At 71.6% G+C, this 15,503-nt stretch carries 13 protein-coding genes and 1 tRNA gene; 8 read left to right on the forward strand and 6 right to left on the reverse strand.

The annotated features are described in order from the left end of the window. Positions 1-11 precede the first annotated feature (11 nt). The 4 genes from OG892_RS35345 to OG892_RS35360 are packed head-to-tail and all read left to right on the forward strand — an operon-like array spanning position 12 to position 6,267. Positions 12-872 (forward strand): carbohydrate ABC transporter permease, encoded by an 861-nt coding sequence (locus tag OG892_RS35345; RefSeq protein WP_371631743.1) that lies wholly within the window; start codon positions 12-14, stop codon positions 870-872. A gap of 51 nt (positions 873-923) precedes the next feature. After that, entirely contained in the window at positions 924-2,597 is a 1,674-nt protein-coding gene (locus OG892_RS35350; RefSeq protein ID WP_371631222.1) for an extracellular solute-binding protein, read from the forward strand. Beyond that, positions 2,597-4,072, forward strand: a complete 1,476-nt coding sequence (locus OG892_RS35355; RefSeq protein WP_371631223.1) for a M1 family metallopeptidase — start codon at positions 2,597-2,599, stop codon at positions 4,070-4,072. Before OG892_RS35350 ends, OG892_RS35355 begins: the two co-directional genes overlap by 1 nt. Further along, positions 4,069-6,267 carry a right-handed parallel beta-helix repeat-containing protein gene (locus OG892_RS35360; RefSeq protein WP_371631224.1) on the forward strand — a complete coding sequence of 733 codons (2,199 nt, stop codon included), beginning with the start codon at positions 4,069-4,071 and terminating at the stop codon, positions 6,265-6,267. The genes OG892_RS35355 and OG892_RS35360 overlap by 4 nt, the downstream gene beginning before the upstream one ends. 88 nt (positions 6,268-6,355) lie before the next feature. Here OG892_RS35360 and OG892_RS35365 read toward each other — a convergent pair whose 3' ends face one another. After that, entirely contained in the window at positions 6,356-7,078 is a 723-nt protein-coding gene (locus OG892_RS35365; RefSeq protein ID WP_371631225.1) for a TetR/AcrR family transcriptional regulator, read from the reverse strand. A 166-nt stretch (positions 7,079-7,244) separates the two neighbouring features. Here OG892_RS35365 and OG892_RS35370 point away from each other — a divergent pair, with 166 nt between their 5' ends. Beyond that, complete coding sequence (locus OG892_RS35370) at positions 7,245-8,192, forward strand: NAD-dependent epimerase/dehydratase family protein (protein ID WP_327340115.1); 948 nt, start codon at positions 7,245-7,247, stop codon at positions 8,190-8,192. Positions 8,193-8,218: 26 nt separating this feature from the next. Here the strand turns inward: OG892_RS35370 and OG892_RS35375 are convergent, their stop codons facing one another. Both OG892_RS35375 and OG892_RS35380 read right to left on the reverse strand, forming a co-directional pair. Then, positions 8,219-9,121, reverse strand: coding sequence for a transketolase family protein (locus OG892_RS35375; RefSeq protein ID WP_371631226.1), 903 nt, complete (start codon positions 9,119-9,121; stop codon positions 8,219-8,221). Positions 9,122-9,177: 56 nt separating this feature from the next. Next, positions 9,178-9,879: a transketolase gene (locus OG892_RS35380; protein ID WP_073734471.1), complete on the reverse strand. Its 702-nt coding sequence runs from the start codon at positions 9,877-9,879 to the stop codon at positions 9,178-9,180. A 128-nt stretch (positions 9,880-10,007) separates the two neighbouring features. Between OG892_RS35380 and OG892_RS35385 the strand changes: the two genes are divergently transcribed. Then, a tRNA-Pro gene (locus OG892_RS35385) sits at positions 10,008-10,081 on the forward strand. A gap of 129 nt (positions 10,082-10,210) precedes the next feature. Here the strand turns inward: OG892_RS35385 and OG892_RS35390 are convergent. Beyond that, positions 10,211-11,515 (reverse strand): DEAD/DEAH box helicase, encoded by a 1,305-nt coding sequence (locus OG892_RS35390; RefSeq protein ID WP_371631744.1) that lies wholly within the window; start codon positions 11,513-11,515, stop codon positions 10,211-10,213. A gap of 420 nt (positions 11,516-11,935) precedes the next feature. Between OG892_RS35390 and OG892_RS35395 the strand changes: the two genes are divergently transcribed. Together OG892_RS35395 and OG892_RS35400 are read left to right on the forward strand one after the other, a co-directional pair. Continuing rightward, entirely contained in the window at positions 11,936-12,343 is a 408-nt protein-coding gene (locus OG892_RS35395) for a YciI family protein (RefSeq protein WP_073734473.1), read from the forward strand. A gap of 8 nt (positions 12,344-12,351) precedes the next feature. Then, entirely contained in the window at positions 12,352-13,497 is a 1,146-nt protein-coding gene (locus tag OG892_RS35400) for an RNA polymerase sigma factor (protein WP_371631745.1), read from the forward strand. Positions 13,498-13,518: 21 nt separating this feature from the next. On the opposite strand, the gene OG892_RS35405 is transcribed toward OG892_RS35400, so the two are convergent. Both OG892_RS35405 and OG892_RS35410 read right to left on the reverse strand, forming a co-directional pair. Then, entirely contained in the window at positions 13,519-14,262 is a 744-nt protein-coding gene (locus OG892_RS35405; RefSeq protein WP_073734475.1) for a GntR family transcriptional regulator, read from the reverse strand. A 214-nt stretch (positions 14,263-14,476) separates the two neighbouring features. After that, complete coding sequence (locus OG892_RS35410; protein ID WP_371631227.1) at positions 14,477-15,400, reverse strand: LLM class F420-dependent oxidoreductase; 924 nt, start codon at positions 15,398-15,400, stop codon at positions 14,477-14,479. Between the last annotated feature and the right edge of the window lie 103 nt (positions 15,401-15,503).

Consider the following 15,503-nt stretch of genomic DNA (forward strand, 5'->3'; position numbering starts at 1 on the left):
GACCGCCGTGGATGGAACGCCCGACCCGGGTGGGACAGACCGCCAAGGCGGTGGCCGTCGTCGTGGTCGTCCTCGCCGTCGCCTACCCGCTGGTCGGCGTCATCGGAACGAGCTTCGCCTCGCAGACCGACATCATCAAGGCCTCCGGCCTCGTCCTGTGGCCCGACCACCCCAACCTGGACGCCTACCGCACGATCTTCACGGGCGGCGTCGTCACCCGGGCGCTGCTCGTCTCCGTGGGCATCACCGTGTTCGGCACCCTGGCCAGCCTGCTCGTCACGGTCGGCATGGCGTACGGACTCTCCCGCCGCGAGGTCACCGGCTCCCGCCCCATCCTGATGATCGCCCTGTTCACCATGCTGTTCAACGCGGGCATCATCCCGAACTTCCTGCTGGTCAAGGGGCTCGGGCTGTACGACACCTACGCGGCGCTCGTCATGCCCACCCTGGTCAGCGCCTTCAACCTGGTCGTCCTGCGGTCCTTCTTCATGAGCCTGCCGGACGAGCTGTACGACGCGGCGAAGGTCGACGGCGCCGGCGACATCCGCATCCTGGTGCGCATCGTCCTCCCGCTCTCCAAAGCGGTCCTCGCCGTGATCAGCCTCTTCTACGCGGTGACGTACTGGAACGCCTTCTTCAACTCGCTCCTGTACCTCAACGACTCCGACAAATGGCCGCTGCCCATGGTGCTGCGGACCTACGTCCTCCAGGGCCAGAGCCTCAACTCGGCCTCGGCCGGCGAGGTGCTCGCCCCGCAGCAGGCCGTACAGATGGCGGTCCTGGTGATCGCCGTCGTACCGATCCTCTGCGTCTACCCGTTCCTCCAGCGCTACTTCACCAAGGGCGTGCTCACGGGCGCCGTCAAGGGCTGAGCGCAGCCCCCGCCCCCCACTCCTTCCTTCCCCTCTCCCAAGGAGACTCAGGTGCCGAGCTCAACCCCCGTCAACCGCAGAGCGCTGTTCCGCATGGGTGCGGGCATCGGTCTGGGACTGGCCGCCGCCCCGCTGCTCGCCGCCTGCGGCGACGGCGGCACGACCGCCAAGGCCGAGGCCAAGAGCGCCTCGCTGCTCCCCGACACCGCGATCCGCAACATCGGTGTCAAGCCCGATCTGGCCGGCACCGCCGCCGGCGTCCCGCAGGGCTTCTTCAGCTACCCGGCCAAGCCGCTGCGGGCCACCAAGGGCACCCCGCTCAAGGGGGCGAAGCCGATCAGCGCGACGATGGAGACGTTCTCACCGCCGCCGCCCTCGCGCGGCCGGAACGCCGCCTGGCAGGAGATCGAGAAGCTGCTCGGCGGGCAGGTGAACGTCACCGCCGTCCCCGCCGACGACTACGGCACCAAGTTCTCCACCATGGTCGCCAGCGACAGCCTGCCGGACCTCTTCATGTACCCGGAGACCGGCGGCGTCGACAACAAGGCGGCCTTCCTCCAGGCCAAGTGCGCCGACCTGACCCCGTACCTCGCCGGGGACAAGGTCAAGGACTACCCCAACCTGGCCGCGATCCCGAAGGGTGCCTGGCAGTCCGCCATCTTCGGCGGGAAGCTCTACGGCATCCCGATCGCGCGCACCGGTACGGGTGGCGCCGGTGTCTACCGCCACGACCTCTTCGAGGAGGCCGGCGTCACGAGTCTCGACCAGATCACCGACCTCGACCGCTTCGTCGAGATCTGCAAGGAGCTCACCCGCCCCAAGAAGGACCAGTACGCGATCATCGCGGGTGCCACCAGCATGCTCGCCATGTCCGCGGGTGCGCCGTACTACTGGCGGCTGGACGAGAAGACCGGCAAGTTCACCACCGATCTGGAGACTCCGGAGTTCCGCAAGGCGGTGGAGACCGCCCGGCTGCTGTACAAGGCGGGCTGCTTCTACCCGGGCACGCTCCAGATGTCCGGGGCGCAGAAGGCCCAGTACACGGACATGTTCAAGAACGGCAAGGGCGCCTACGTCTACGACGGGATGCCCACCTACCTGGCGCCCGGTGTCGGCTACGTCGCGGCGATGAAGGCGGTCGACAAGAAGTACGACCCGCGCCCGTTCGTACCGGTGGGGAAGGACGCCATCGCGTGGATGGACAACGTGGAGCTCCAGAACACCCACGTCAAGCAGGCGTCCGGTGACCGCGTCAAGGAGATCCTGGCCTTCGCGGACTTCGCGGCCTCGCCGTTCGGCAGCCTGGAGTACACCCTCATCAACTACGGGGTCGAGGGCAAGGACTTCACCCGTGACGCGCAGGGCAACCCGGCGCTGACCAAGCAGGGCACCCAGGACGTCACCGTGCCCTGGAAGTTCGTGGCCTCCGCCGTCCCCGCGATCTTCAGCGCCGACTCGGAGCCGGGCGTACGCCACGTCCACGACACGTTCACCAAGATGATCCCGGTCATGGAACAGGATCCGACGCTCCAGTACTCCTCGCCCACCTGGGACTCCAAGGGCTCCGGCAGTCTCAACACGCTGAAGGGCGATGCCCTCAAGGACATCATCTCCGGGCGCAAGCCGATGTCCGCCTACGACCAGCTGGTCAAGGACTACCTGGCCAAGGGCGGCGAGCAGGCCCGGGGAGAGTTCGAGGACGCCTTCCAGAAGGGCAAGAAGTGATGACCGCTCCCACCAGCAGGCGTACGGCCCTGAGAATCGGCGGCGCGGCGGTTGCCGCTGCCGCCGCGATCCCCGCCCTCGGCTCGCCCGCCGCGGCGCGACCGCACCGCTTCGACCCGAAGCCCGGCGCGAACGGGGTCGGCGACCCGCTCTTCCCGACCCTCGGCAACGGCGGCTACCAGGTCCTTCACTACGACCTGACCTTCGACTTCACCCCGGTCACGTACGACTTCTCCGGCACGGTGAGGATCAACGCCAGGGCCACCCAGGACCTCTCCGCGTTCAACCTCGACACCGACGGCCACACCATCGACACGGTGACCGTCTCCGGCCGTCCCGCCCGCTGGGAGCTCACGCCGGGCCAGAGCGGACAGGAGCTCACTGTCACCCCGGCGCGCCCGCTCCACGACGGACAGGCGTTCACCGTCGAGATCGGCTACCGGGGCAACGGCAAGGCGCCCCGGCTCGGCCTCACCGGCTGGAACTTCGGCACCGACGGCGGATTCGCCTCGGCCGCCCAGTCCTCGCGCGCCGACACCTTCCTGCCGTGCAACGACACCCCGTCCGACAAGGCGACGTGGACCTTCCACATCAGCGCGCCCAAGGGCTTCGTCGCCACCGCCAACGGTGAACTCACCCACCGGACCCGGCGCGCCGACGGCTCCTGCGTCTGGCACTTCGCCCTGCGCGAGCGGATGGCGACCGAACTCATCGGCATCGCCGTCGTCAAGGGCACCTACCTGTACGGCACCAGCCACCGGGGCCTGCCGCTGAGGCACATCGTGCCCCAGGGACAGGAGGAGAAGTACGGCCCGATCGTGGCCCGCACCCCGGACCATCTCGCCTGGCTGGAGGCGAAGTTCGGCCGCTACCCGTTCTCCGTCTACGGCCTCCACATCTACGACGGCTACACCGACGCCCTGGAGAACCAGACCCTGTCGCTGTTCTCCACCAACTGGTTCAAGCCCAACGCCGACGGACAGCCCGGCTACGAGACCACCATGGTCCACGAGCTCGTCCACCAGTGGTTCGGCGACTCCGTCACCCCGGACGACTGGCAGCAGGCCTGGCTCAACGAGGGCCCCGCCGTGTACTACGCCGGTCTGTACGGCGAGGAGCGCGGCTGGTCCGTCTTCGAGGACAAGATGAGGACGACGTACGAGAAGCTCGACGTCGTCCGCGCGGCCGACGGCCCGCCCGGACTGCCGAGGGCGCTCGGCGGCACCAACATCTACGACGGCGGCGCACTCGTCCTGTACGCCCTGAGCCTGCGGGCCGGCCGGCGGAGGTTCGACACGGTGATGCGCGAGTGGGTCAAGCGTTTCAAGGACTCCACGTACACCACAGAGCAGTTCATCCGGCACACCGTCGACGTCACCGGTGACCGGAGCCTGGACCCGTTCCTGCGCGACTGGCTCTTCGGGGCCGTCAACCCGCCCATGCCCGGCCACCCCGACTGGAAGGCCACCGCGTGAACCGCACCGTGAACACCGTACGAGGAACCGCCGCTGCCGCCACCGCCGCATTCCTGGCCGCGCTGCTCACCGCCCCGGCCGCCCAGGCCGCGCCCGGCGCCCGCACCCTGTACGCGGCCCCCGACGGCCGCGGCACCTCCTGCACCGTCAGCCGCCCCTGTACCCCGGAGGGTGCCCGCGACCGGGCCCGCACCGAGAAGGGGCGCGACGTCCGCGTCCTCCTCAAGGACGGCACGTACCGGCTCGACGCGCCCCTGAGGCTCGGCCCGGACGACTCCGGCACCACCTGGGCCGCCGCCCCCGGCGCCCGCCCCGTCCTCTCCGGCGGACAGGACATCACCGGCTGGCACCGCAACGCCGACGGCACCTGGAGCGCCGCCGTCCCCGCCGGGGTCACCCCGCGCCAGCTCTTCGTCGACGGCGAGCGCGCCACCCGCGCCCGCGGCGAGGCCTGCGCGGCGAGCACCTGCGACGCCTCCGCCACCGGCATGACCGGCGCCACCGCGACCGGGATCGACCACTGGCAGCGCCCCACCGACGCCGAAGCGGTCATCCGGGTCCGCTGGCGGAACTACCACTGCCGGATCGCCGGCGTCAGCGGCGACACCATGACGTTCGTCCAGCCCTGCTGGACCAACTCGGCGAGCGGCACGGACCGCACCGGCCCCGCCTGGGACTCCACCGCCGTCGACTCCACCCGCTACAGCGGTGTCGCCTTCTTCGAGAACGCCCCCGAACTCCTCGACCAGCCGGGCGAGTTCGTATGGGACTCGAAGGGCCGCACCGTCACCTACCTGCCGCGCAAGGGCGAGGACATGCGCCGCGCGCGGACCGTCACCCCGCACACCGAACAGCTGCTCGTCGTCGATGGCGCCCATGACGTCACCGTCAGCGGGATCGGCTTCGCGTATGCGGCCTACCGGCAGCCCGGCACCGATGAGGGCTACGCGGGAATGCAGGCCGGTCTCACCCTGACCGGCGCCACCGGCCCCGTCGACCACGCGGGCCGCTACTACACCAAGCCGTCCGCCGCGGTCACCGTCCGCGGCGGCCGGCGGGTGCACGTCGACAGCAGCCGGTTCAGCCATCTCGGCGGCGCCGGAGCGATCCTGGAGGCCGGCACCAAGGACAGCTCGCTGACCCGTTCGTCCTTCACCGACCTGTCCTCGGGCGCCGTCTACGTCGGAGACACCGAACCGATGCCGGAGGCGTCACTGACGGGGGAGCGGAACACCGTCGCGTACAACACCATCAGCCGCTCCGGCGTCGAGTACACCGACTCGGTGGGCATCTGGGCCGGTTACGAGGCAGGCCTGAGCGTCGACCACAACAGCCTGGACCACCTCCCGTACTCCGCGATCTCGGTCGGCTGGGGCTGGAACCAGCCCGAGGCCCGGAAGTCCGTACTGCGTGACAACAAGGTGACGGGCAACCGCATCACCGACGTCATGGAGGTCGCACAGCAGCAGCACGACGGCGGCGCGATCTACACCCAGGGCGCGCAGCCCGGCACCGTCCTCAGCGGCAACTACATCAACCGCTCCGCGTACGGCAACACCGAACGCGACGGGAACGGCATCTACCTCGACGAGCAGTCCTCGCACATCACCGTCGAGCGCAACGTCATCACCCGCATCGGCTACAAGTGGGTCTCGAACTGGGCGGACTACGGAATCCGGAACACCGCGCGCGGCAACTGGACCGACACCGCCGCCCCCGCCCTCGGCGGAACCGGCTCGGTCATGACGGACAACCTGACCGGCCTCGACCGGCTGCCCGCTCAGGCGCTCGCCGTCGCCGCACGGGCGGGCGCCCACGGCGGACCGGTCGAGCAGCTCCGCACCGACCTGGCCCGCACCGGCACCGCGACCCAGTCCTCGACCGACGGCACGGCGACGGCGGCACTCGCCCTGGACGCCGACACCAACACCGACACCCGCACCCTCTCGGAGGCGGGCGCCTGGTGGCAGGCGGACCTCGGCGCCGTCCGGCACGTCCGACAGGTCGAGATCTGGAACGACGCCGCCACCACGACGGCCGACTTCGACGTCGTCACCGACGACGGCACGGTGCACGTCAGCGGGAAGGCGCTGCGTCCCACGCTGGTGAACCTGGACAGCCGGACCCGCACGGTGAGGATCGTGACGTCCGGCACGGGCCGGGTGGCCCTGGCCCAGGTGCTCATCCACCCCTGACACCCCCCACCACCGCGCACACCGATCGCCGGACCGGCCCCTGGGCCCGTCCGGCGATCCGCGTCGTACGCCCCGGGGCCCCGGGTGCTCACTCCAGCCCGAAGGTGTCCGCCAGCATTGCGACCTGCGCGTCCAGCAGGGTGCCCCCGCTGTGTCCCATCCCCTCGAACTGGCCCGCTGCCTCCAGGCCCACGGAGCCGTGCAGCTGCGCCCAGGCGAGGAGCGCGCCGGCCAGAGCTCCGGCAGCGCCCGCCGGGCCGGCGGCGTCCGCCGCGTACTCGGCCACCCAGCCGCCCACAGCCGGATCCCCGTCCAGCCAGGCCGCCATCTGTGCCACCACCGGCGCCACACCCGCCCCTGGCGTCCCGCCCGCGAATACCGGAAGGAACGGCCCGAGCACCGCGCGCGCCCGGTCCAGCGTGTCGGCGGGCGCGACATACCCCGGCACCGGGGCGCCCTGGATCAGGAGATACCGGTGCGGCTCCCGGACCGCCCAGGCCCGGTACGCCACCGCCAGCGCGTGCAGCCGCTCGCGCGGGCTCTGCGCGGCGGCCACCGAACGGGCGCCCGCCGCGCCGATGGCCGAGGCGGCATCGTCGTACGCGTCCCTGATCAGCGCATGCAGCAGGTCGTCGCGGCTGCCGAAGTAGCGGTAGAGCGCGGGCCCGGACAGGCCCATGTCCTTGGCGATCCGGGTGAGCGCGAGCGCCGCCACACCCCCTTCGGCCAGCTGTCGCAGGGCCGCTTCCTTGATCTCCGCCCGGGTCTGCTCCCGGTAGCGGGCCCGCGGCCCCTGCTGCGCCTCGGCCATCCCCGGCCCCTTCCGCTAGGCAAGCTCACTTCAGTTACGGATTGTAACAGTCAGCCTTGCAAGGCAGCATCGCAAGAGTTACTGTCTCTAACAGAAGCGACAAGCCGTAGCGCTCGGGGTGTGTGGAAGCGACCCGGGTGACCGTCCGCATCACAGGGAGTACGTCATGACCGCAGCACGTGATCTTCAGGTAGTCCTCGGCGCGGGCCCCGCCGGTACCGCGCTCGCCGTCGAACTCGTCCGCCGGGGCCACCCGGTCCGGCTCGTCGACCGGGCGGCCGCCGGCCCGGCGCTCGAAGGCGTCGACCGGTTCGCCGCCGATGTCGCCACCCCGGAGGGCGCCCGTGCGGCGGTCGGGGGCGCCGCCGTCGTCTACCACTGCGTCAACGTGGCGTACCACCTCCAGGTCGAGGCCATGCCGCGCATCCAGAGGGCCGTACTCGCGGCGGTCGAGGCCGAGGGCGCTCGCCTCGTGGTGCTCGACACGCTCTACCCGTACGGCGAGACGCACGGTGCGGTCATGACGGAGGACACCCCGTGGAACGCCACGACCGACAAGGGCGTGATGCGCGCCGAGCTCGACGCCCGCTACCTCGCCGCGCACACCGAGGGCCGGCTGCGGGTGGTACTGGGCCGGTCCGCCGACTTCGTGGGGCCCGGTGTCCTCAACTCCACGTTGGGCGGCGCGGTGTTCCCCGCCGCGCTGACCGGGGGAGAGGTCCCGGCGTTCGGTGACATCGACCTGCCGCACAGCTACACGTACATCGGTGATGTCGCCGCGGGCCTCGCGACGCTGGGTGAGAACCCGGACGGCGACGGCAGGGTCTGGCACCTGCCCACCGCCCCGGCGCTCACCACGCGCCGGATCCTGGAGATGATCGAGGAGCGCGTCGGCCGTCCGCTGACCCTGACCGTCGTCGCGGAACCCCGGCCCTTCGGACCGTTCGACGAGCAGTTCATGACGGCGTACGCCGAGATGTTCTACCAGCACACGGAGGCCCAGATCGTCGACTCCTCCGCCATCGAGAAGGCGTTCGGCCTGGTGCCGAACCCCCTCTCCGCCACCGTCGACGCCACGCTCGCGTGGTACGGGGAGCTCCTGGCGGCGCACTGAGTGCGCCGGGGCGCCCCCCCGTCCGCTCACCGGCCCAGGAACCCGCCGATCCGCTGCCGCAGGCCCCGCGGGTCCAGGCCGTGAGCGGCGAGGTGCTCGTCCATCTGCCCGTACCGGCGCAGTTCCTGGCGGGCGACGCCCAGGCCCAGGATCCGGTGCGGGAGGGCGGCGAGCGCGTCGTTGGCCGCCGCCGTGGACGTGCCCGCGAGGTACGGCTCGACGATGACCACGTCGGCGGCCGGCCGGTCGCCGACCGCCCCGCGCAGGCCGTCCCCGTCGAACGGCCGCACCGTCGTCGCGTACAGCACGCTCACGTCGAGCCCCTCGGTGGCCGCGAGGACGTTGTCGAGCATCGGGCCGACGGCGATCACCACGCCGCCCGTCCCCTCGCGCACCGTGGTGAACCCGCCCGCCCCGCCGACCGGACGGGCCCGCTCGTTGGACTGCATGGAGAGCCGCACATAGACCCGGTCGTCCCCGGTGACGGCGTCCCGCAGCAGCGTCTCGGCCTCGTCGGGGTGCCCCGGAACGTGCACCGTCCAGCCGTCGAGGGTGTCCAGGAGCGCGACGTCGCCGGGTGCCATATGGGTGAAACCGCCGGCCGGCCAGTCGTAGGAGGCTCCGGCGCTGACCAGTACCCCGCCCACGCCCTGGTGGCCGAAGTCCAGCTTCACCTGTTCGAAGGGGCGCTCCACCAGGAAGCTGGCGAAGGTGTGCACGATCGGCCGCATTCCGGTGAGCGCCATTCCGGCCCCGGCGCCGATGAGCAGCTGTTCCCGGATGCCGACGTTGACGACGCGGTGCGGATGGGCGCGCTCGGCCCGGCTGAAGCCGTCCCGGCTGATCTCGGCCAGCACGAGCGCCAGCCGCGGGTCCTCGTCGAGCAGGTGTGAGGTGGTCGAGATGAAACGGTCCCGCATCGTGTCCATGGGAGGTCTTCCTCTTCTTTTCTGTCCGTCGGTCCGGTGGATGGCTGACGCGGGGCTCAGCGCTTGGGGGCGACCCGGGCGACCACGGCACGCGGCTGTCCGGGGTGCGGCGCGGTGAAGGCGGCGTACAGCTCCTCGTGGTCCCGTCCGTCCACGGAGGCCACCGACCAGCCCGCGGTCGCGAACCGGCCGGCGATGCCGCCGGGGCGGCCGTACGTCGCCGAGGCGTTGTCGATGACCACGGTGTGCAGCTGGTCGAGGCCCGCCGGGGCCGCGTAGGCGATCGCCTCGTGGTTGCTGCCCTCGTCCAGTTCGGCGTCCCCGGTCAGCACCCATACGCGAGGGCCGGTCAGCCCCTGGGCCCGCAGCCCCAGCGCGGTGCCCACGGCCAGCGGCAGCCCGTGCCCCAGCGAACCGCTGCCGATCTCGGCTCCGGGCACCAGCAGCCGGTCCGGATGGTGGCCGAGCGGCGAGTCGTACGAGCCGAAGCCCGCCAGCAGCTCCTCGCCGAAGAACCCGTGCGCGGCGAGGACGGCGTAGTACGCCATCGGCCCGTGCCCCTTGGACAGCAGGAAGCGGTCGCGGTCGGGGGAGTCCGCGGTTTCCGGTGACACCCGCAGCACCCGGTCGTAGAGCACCCACAGGGTGTCGAGCGTCGAGGTGGCGGCGGTGTCGTGCTTCTCGTCGCCGGTCATCAGGCTCATCAGCCGGTGCAGATCGCGGTAGGCGGGGGCGTGAGCGGTAGTCGTGTGCGTCATGTGCCACAGCGTTCAACATCAAGCATGGTTGAGGTCAAGAGCCCAAAGGTGTTCGTAACCACCCGTTGAAGTGCGGTATTGTTCTCATGCACGTTCGGCCACGGGGAAACCCCAGGTCAGACGGGTATCGGGACGTGGCGCAGCTTGGTAGCGCACTTGACTGGGGGTCAAGGGGTCGCAGGTTCAAATCCTGTCGTCCCGACTGGAGACAGTCGCAGATCAGGGCCGGTTTCGGAGCAATCCGAAACCGGCCCTGACCCGTTTCCGGAGACGCTCGGGACCCGGCCCGGCCCGGCAGGATCGGCGACGGGCCGGCCGGGCTCGCGACGGGTCAGCGGCCCTTGCGCACCTGGGACGCCCTGCGGGCCTCCGCCTCCTGACGGGACTGGGCGGCGCGGCGGCTCTCCTTGGGGGCCTGGGTCCCCATCCCTCGGAACGGCCGCCTGCCCGTCTGTGCGGGTTTGGTCGTCGGCGGCCGCTTGGCGCCGGTGATGCGCGTCAACTCGGCCTCGCCGGAGCGCACCTGAGTGACCGTCGGCCGGATCCCGGCCTCGGACATCAGCTTGCTCACGTCCCGCCGCTGGCCCGGTGTGACCAGGGTGACGGCCTTGCCCGACTGGCCGGCCCGCGCGGTGCGGCCGCTGCGGTGCAGGTAGTCCTTGGCGTCCGTGGGCGCGTCCACGTTCACCACCAGGTCCAGCTCGTCGATGTGGATGCCGCGGGCCGCCACGTTCGTGGCCACCAGCGCGGTGACGGCGCCGCTCCTGAACTGGTCCAGCGTGTGCGTGCGCTGCGGCTGCGACTTGCCGCTGTGCAGGGCGGCCGCCGGGATTCCGCTGCTCTTCAGGTGGCGGGTGAAGGCGTCCACGCCCGCCTTGGTGTCCAGGAACATCAGCACCCGCCCCTCGCGGGCGGCGATCTCGGTCGCCGCCGCGTACTTGTCGGCGGCGTGCACGTTGAGGACGTGGTGCTCCATCGTGGTGACCGAGGCGCGGGCCGGGTCGACCGAGACGAGGACCGGGTCGTTGAGGTAGCGCTCCACCAACTGGTCGACGTTCCGGTCGAGCGTGGCCGAGAAGAGCAGTCGCTGGCCGTCGGGGCGCACCTGGTCCAGGATCTCCGAGACCTGCGGCAGGAAGCCCATGTCGCACATCTGGTCCGCCTCGTCGAGCACGGCGATCCCCACCCGGTCCAGATGGAGGTGGCGTCGTGAGATCAGGTCGCAGAGCCGTCCCGGGGTCGCGACGACCACCTCGGTACCCGCCTTCAGCGCGGCCGCCTGCCGGTTCATCGACAGTCCGCCGACCACCGTCGTCATTCCCAGTCCGAGCACGCGCGCGTACGGCTCCAGGGCGTCACCCACCTGCTGGGCGAGCTCCCGGGTCGGGACGAGCACCAGGGCGAGGGGGCGCTTCGCCTCCGCGCGCCGCCCGGCGGTACGGACCAGCAGGGCCAGCCCGAAGGCCAGCGTCTTGCCGGAACCCGTCCGCGCCCGCCCCAGCACGTCCCGGCCGGCCAGCGCGTCGGGCAGGGTCGCCGCCTGGATGGGGAAGGGCTCGGTGACGTCGAGACCGGTCATCGCCGTCAGCAGCGCGTCGGGCAGTCCCAGCTCCGCGAAGGACCCGGCGGGCGCCATTCCCGGGCTCGCGCCCGCCGCCGAGGGCGTGCCGAGCGCGCCCCGGGCCGGTTCGGCCCGCCGGTCGGTGCGGTCACCGGGGCGTCCGGAGGCGGGCGGCTTCGCGTTCATGGGGGAACCTTCCTCAGGTGGGGGCCTCCGTAACGCGCCGGGGCCCGTGCTCCTCGGCACGGGCCCCGGCGATGTCGCAAGCGTCGGCCCATTTTACCAGCGGGCGCCGGAACCCGGCGCCGGACAGTGCGACGGGGGCGGTCCCGCGGTCCGTCATGAAGCCGCGACGAGGTTCGGGATGATCGCGGGACCGAGGGGTGGGAAACTTTTTCTGGCCGATGACGCCGATGATGTCGAGAACCCGGAACCGGCTCCGTCCCCGTAGTGAACGCGACCACAACGGCTCGCACCAGCGTCGAGGAGAACACCATGGCGAAGTACCTGCTTCTGAAGCACTACCGAGGCGCCCCGGCCGCCGTCAACGATGTCTGCATGGACCAGTGGACGCCGGAGGAGATCTCGGCCCACATGAAGTACATGCACGACTTCGCGGCCCGGCTGGAGGGGACCGGTGAGTTCGTCGACGGCCAGGCGCTCGCCCCGGAGGGGACCTTCGTCCGGTACGACGGCGAGGGCCGCCCGCCGATCACCGACGGCCCGTTCGCGGAGACCAAGGACCTCATCGCCGGCTGGATGGTGATCGACGTCGACAGCTACGAGCGCGCCGTCGAGCTGGCCGGGGAACTGTCGGCCGCGCCCGGGGCGGGCGGCAACCCGATCCACGAGTGGCTGGAGCTGCGCCCCTTCCTGACCGAGCCGCCCACCATCACGGAGTGACCTCGTCGATGGATGACGTCATGCTCCGGAGCCTCACGCCGGGCGTGCTCGGGATCCTCGTCCGCCGCGGAGCCGACTTCGCGGCGGCCGAGGACGCCGTCCAGGACGCGCTGGCAGAGGCGGTCCGGGTCTGGCCGGCCGACCGGCCGCGGGATCCGAAGGGCTGGCTGGTCACCGTCGCCTGGCGGCGGTTCCTCGACGCCACCCGGGCGGACGCGGCCCGCCGGCGGCGCGAGGACCTCGTCGAGGAGCAGCCGGCCCCCGGACCCGCGACCGCGGTGGACGACACGCTCCAGCTCTACTTCCTGTGCGCCCACCCGTCTCTGACGCCCTCGTCCGCCGTCGCGCTCACACTGCGCGCCGTCGGAGGGCTGACCACCCGCCAGATCGCCCAGGCCTACCTGGTGCCGGAGGCGACCATGGCCCAGCGCATCAGCCGGGCCAAACGCACCGTCTCCGGCGCGAGGTTCGACCGGCCGGGCGACGTCGCCACCGTGCTGCGCGTGCTCTACCTGGTCTTCAACGAGGGGTACTCCGGCGATGTGGACCTGGCCGCCGAGGCCATCCGGCTCACCCGGCAGCTCGCGGCCGGGATCGACCACCCCGAGGTGGCGGGGCTGCTCGCCCTGATGCTGCTCCACCATGCCCGGCGCGCCGCCCGGACCGCGTCCGACGGCAGCCTGGTGCCGCTGGCCGAGCAGGACCGCGGCCTCTGGGACACCGCGTCGATCGCCGAAGGGGTCGGGATCCTGCAGACGGCCCTGGCCCGTGACCGGCTGGGCGAGTTCCAGGCCCAGGCCGCCGTCGCGGCGCTGCACGCCGACGCGCCCACCGCCGAGGAGACCGACTGGGTGCAGATCGTCGAGTGGTACGACGAGCTCGCGCGCCTGACCGACAGCCCGGTTGTCCGGCTCAACCGTGCGGTGGCGGTGGGCCAGGCCGACGGGCCGAGGGCCGGACTGGCGGCGCTCGCGAAGCTGGACGAATCGCTGCCCCGGTACACAGCGGCGGCCGCCTACCTCCACGAGCGTGACGGCGACCTCGCGAGGGCGGCACGGCTGTACGCGGAGGCGGCCCTGAAGGCGCCCGACCTGGCCGAGCGCGACCACCTGACGCGCCAGGCCGCCCGGCTCAACTCCCGGCGCTCGGGCTGATACCGGTCACCGGGGCGCGGTTCACTGTGCGGTCAGGGTCATCTCGAACGAGTACCGGGACGCCCGGTACAGGTGCGAGCCGAACTCCACCGGGCGCCCGGCGTCCCCGAGGACCGTGCGCTCCATGGTGAGCAGGGTGCCGCCGCGGGGTTCGCCCAGCAGTCGGGCCTCCGGCGCGGTGGCCCGGCGCGCGCCGATGGTCTGCTCCGCGGTGCGCAGCGCGATGCCCGCCCGCCTGAGCAGCTCGTAGAGGCCGTGTCCGGTGAGCTCCTCTTCGGTCAGGCCCAGGAGGTCCGCCGGCAGGTGGTTCTCCATGACCGCTATGGGCTCGTCGTCCGCGTACCGCAGTCGGCGCAGGGCCACGGTGGCGGCGCCGGGTTCGACCTTGAGGGCGGCGGCGATCCGGTCGGAGGCGGGCACGGTGAGCATGGACAGCAGCTCGGTGCGCGGCCGTCGGCCGTCACGTTTGAGGTCCTCGAACAGACTGGTGAGCTCGATCTGCCTGCGTACCCGGTTGTTGACGACCTGGGTGCCGACCCCCCGTTTGCGGGCGAGCAGTCCCTTGTCCACCAGATGCTGCATGGCCTGGCGCATGGTCGGCCGGGAGAGCCCGAACTGGTCGGCCAGGGCGATCTCGTTCTCCAGCCGCGTCCCCGGTGCCAACGTGCCTGACTCGATGAGCTGTTGAAGCTGCTGTGCGACCTGGAAGTACAGCGGCACCGGGCTGCTCCGGTCGATGGTGATCAGCCTGGTGATCGACTCCATGTCGGGCTCCTCAAGACGTTGTGCCACGAGGTTCAGTATGCCGCACGTTCGACTCAAGCTCTGTACGTATATATGTCAGAACAAATACTGCCCTGAACATACGGTCCGGCCCCTGCCGCCCGCCCCCGTACCGGTGCCGACGGTGGTGCGGGGGAGAGGGGAGGGGCCGCACGCGGAGTGCCGTGGCACAGGATCCCTGTGTGGTGCGGGCGGCTCAGCCGGCCAGCTCTCCCAGCAGCGCCCACGTCCGCTGCCGGTCGGCCTCTCCGGCCAGGTCCGTACCCGAGAACACCACCTCGGTGGCCCCGGCGTCCCGGTAGCGCCGGACCTCGGCGGCGACCGTCCGCTCGTCGCCGATCACGGCCACGTCGGCGGCCCGTTTCCCGCCGGACAGTTCGACGGCCCGTGCGTAGGAGGGAATCTGCTCGTAGAAGGCCAGCTGCTCGGTGGCCGCCGCGCGCGCCGCGTCGGGGTCGCTCGTGACCACACCGTGCACGAGCGCCACGATCCGGGGCGCGGGACGGCCCGCGTTCCGCGCCGCCTCGGTGACGGCCGGCACGATGTGCTCGGCCAGGGCCCGGGGGCCGGCGAGATAGGGCAGGATCCCGTCCGCCAGCTCGCCGCTGACGCGGAGCGCCTGCGGGCCCATCGCGGCGACGAGCAGCGGCACGCCCGCCTCCGCCCCGGGCACGTGCGCGGGGACCGGAGTGCTCGCGGTGAGCAGTTCGCCGTGGAAGTCGGCGGTGCCCGTCTCGGTGAGCTGGCGCAGCGCGGTCAGGAATTCCCGCAGACGGGCGATGGGCCGCTCGTACGGGATGCCGAAGCCCCCCTCGGTCAGCAGTCTGGTGCCGAGCGCCAGCCCCAGGTGGTAGCGGCCGTGCGTGGCCGCCTGTGCGGTCAGGGCCTGGCTGGAAACGATCAGCGGGTGGCGGCCGAAGACGGGGATCGCAGATGTGCCCACGTCGATGCCGGGCACCTCCCGTCCGACGATCGCCGCGAGCTGGGGCGAGTCGGCCCCGAAGGTCTGCCCGAACCAGGCGGACCGCAGCCCCGCGGCCGCGGCCTGGGCGGCAAGGCGCACGCTGGCATCGATCTGGTTGCCGGTGCCGGTCGCACCGATGGCTACTCCAACAGTCATGTCAGTTCAGAACCGGGGGAGTTGGACACGCATTCCGCTCCGGTCATGACGACTTCGTGTCCGCCGTGTGTACGCGGACGAGGTCGGGAGGCGTCCGAGGGGG

The organism is Streptomyces sp. NBC_00341 (assembly GCF_041435055.1).
Classification (GTDB): Bacteria; Actinomycetota; Actinomycetes; order Streptomycetales; family Streptomycetaceae; genus Streptomyces.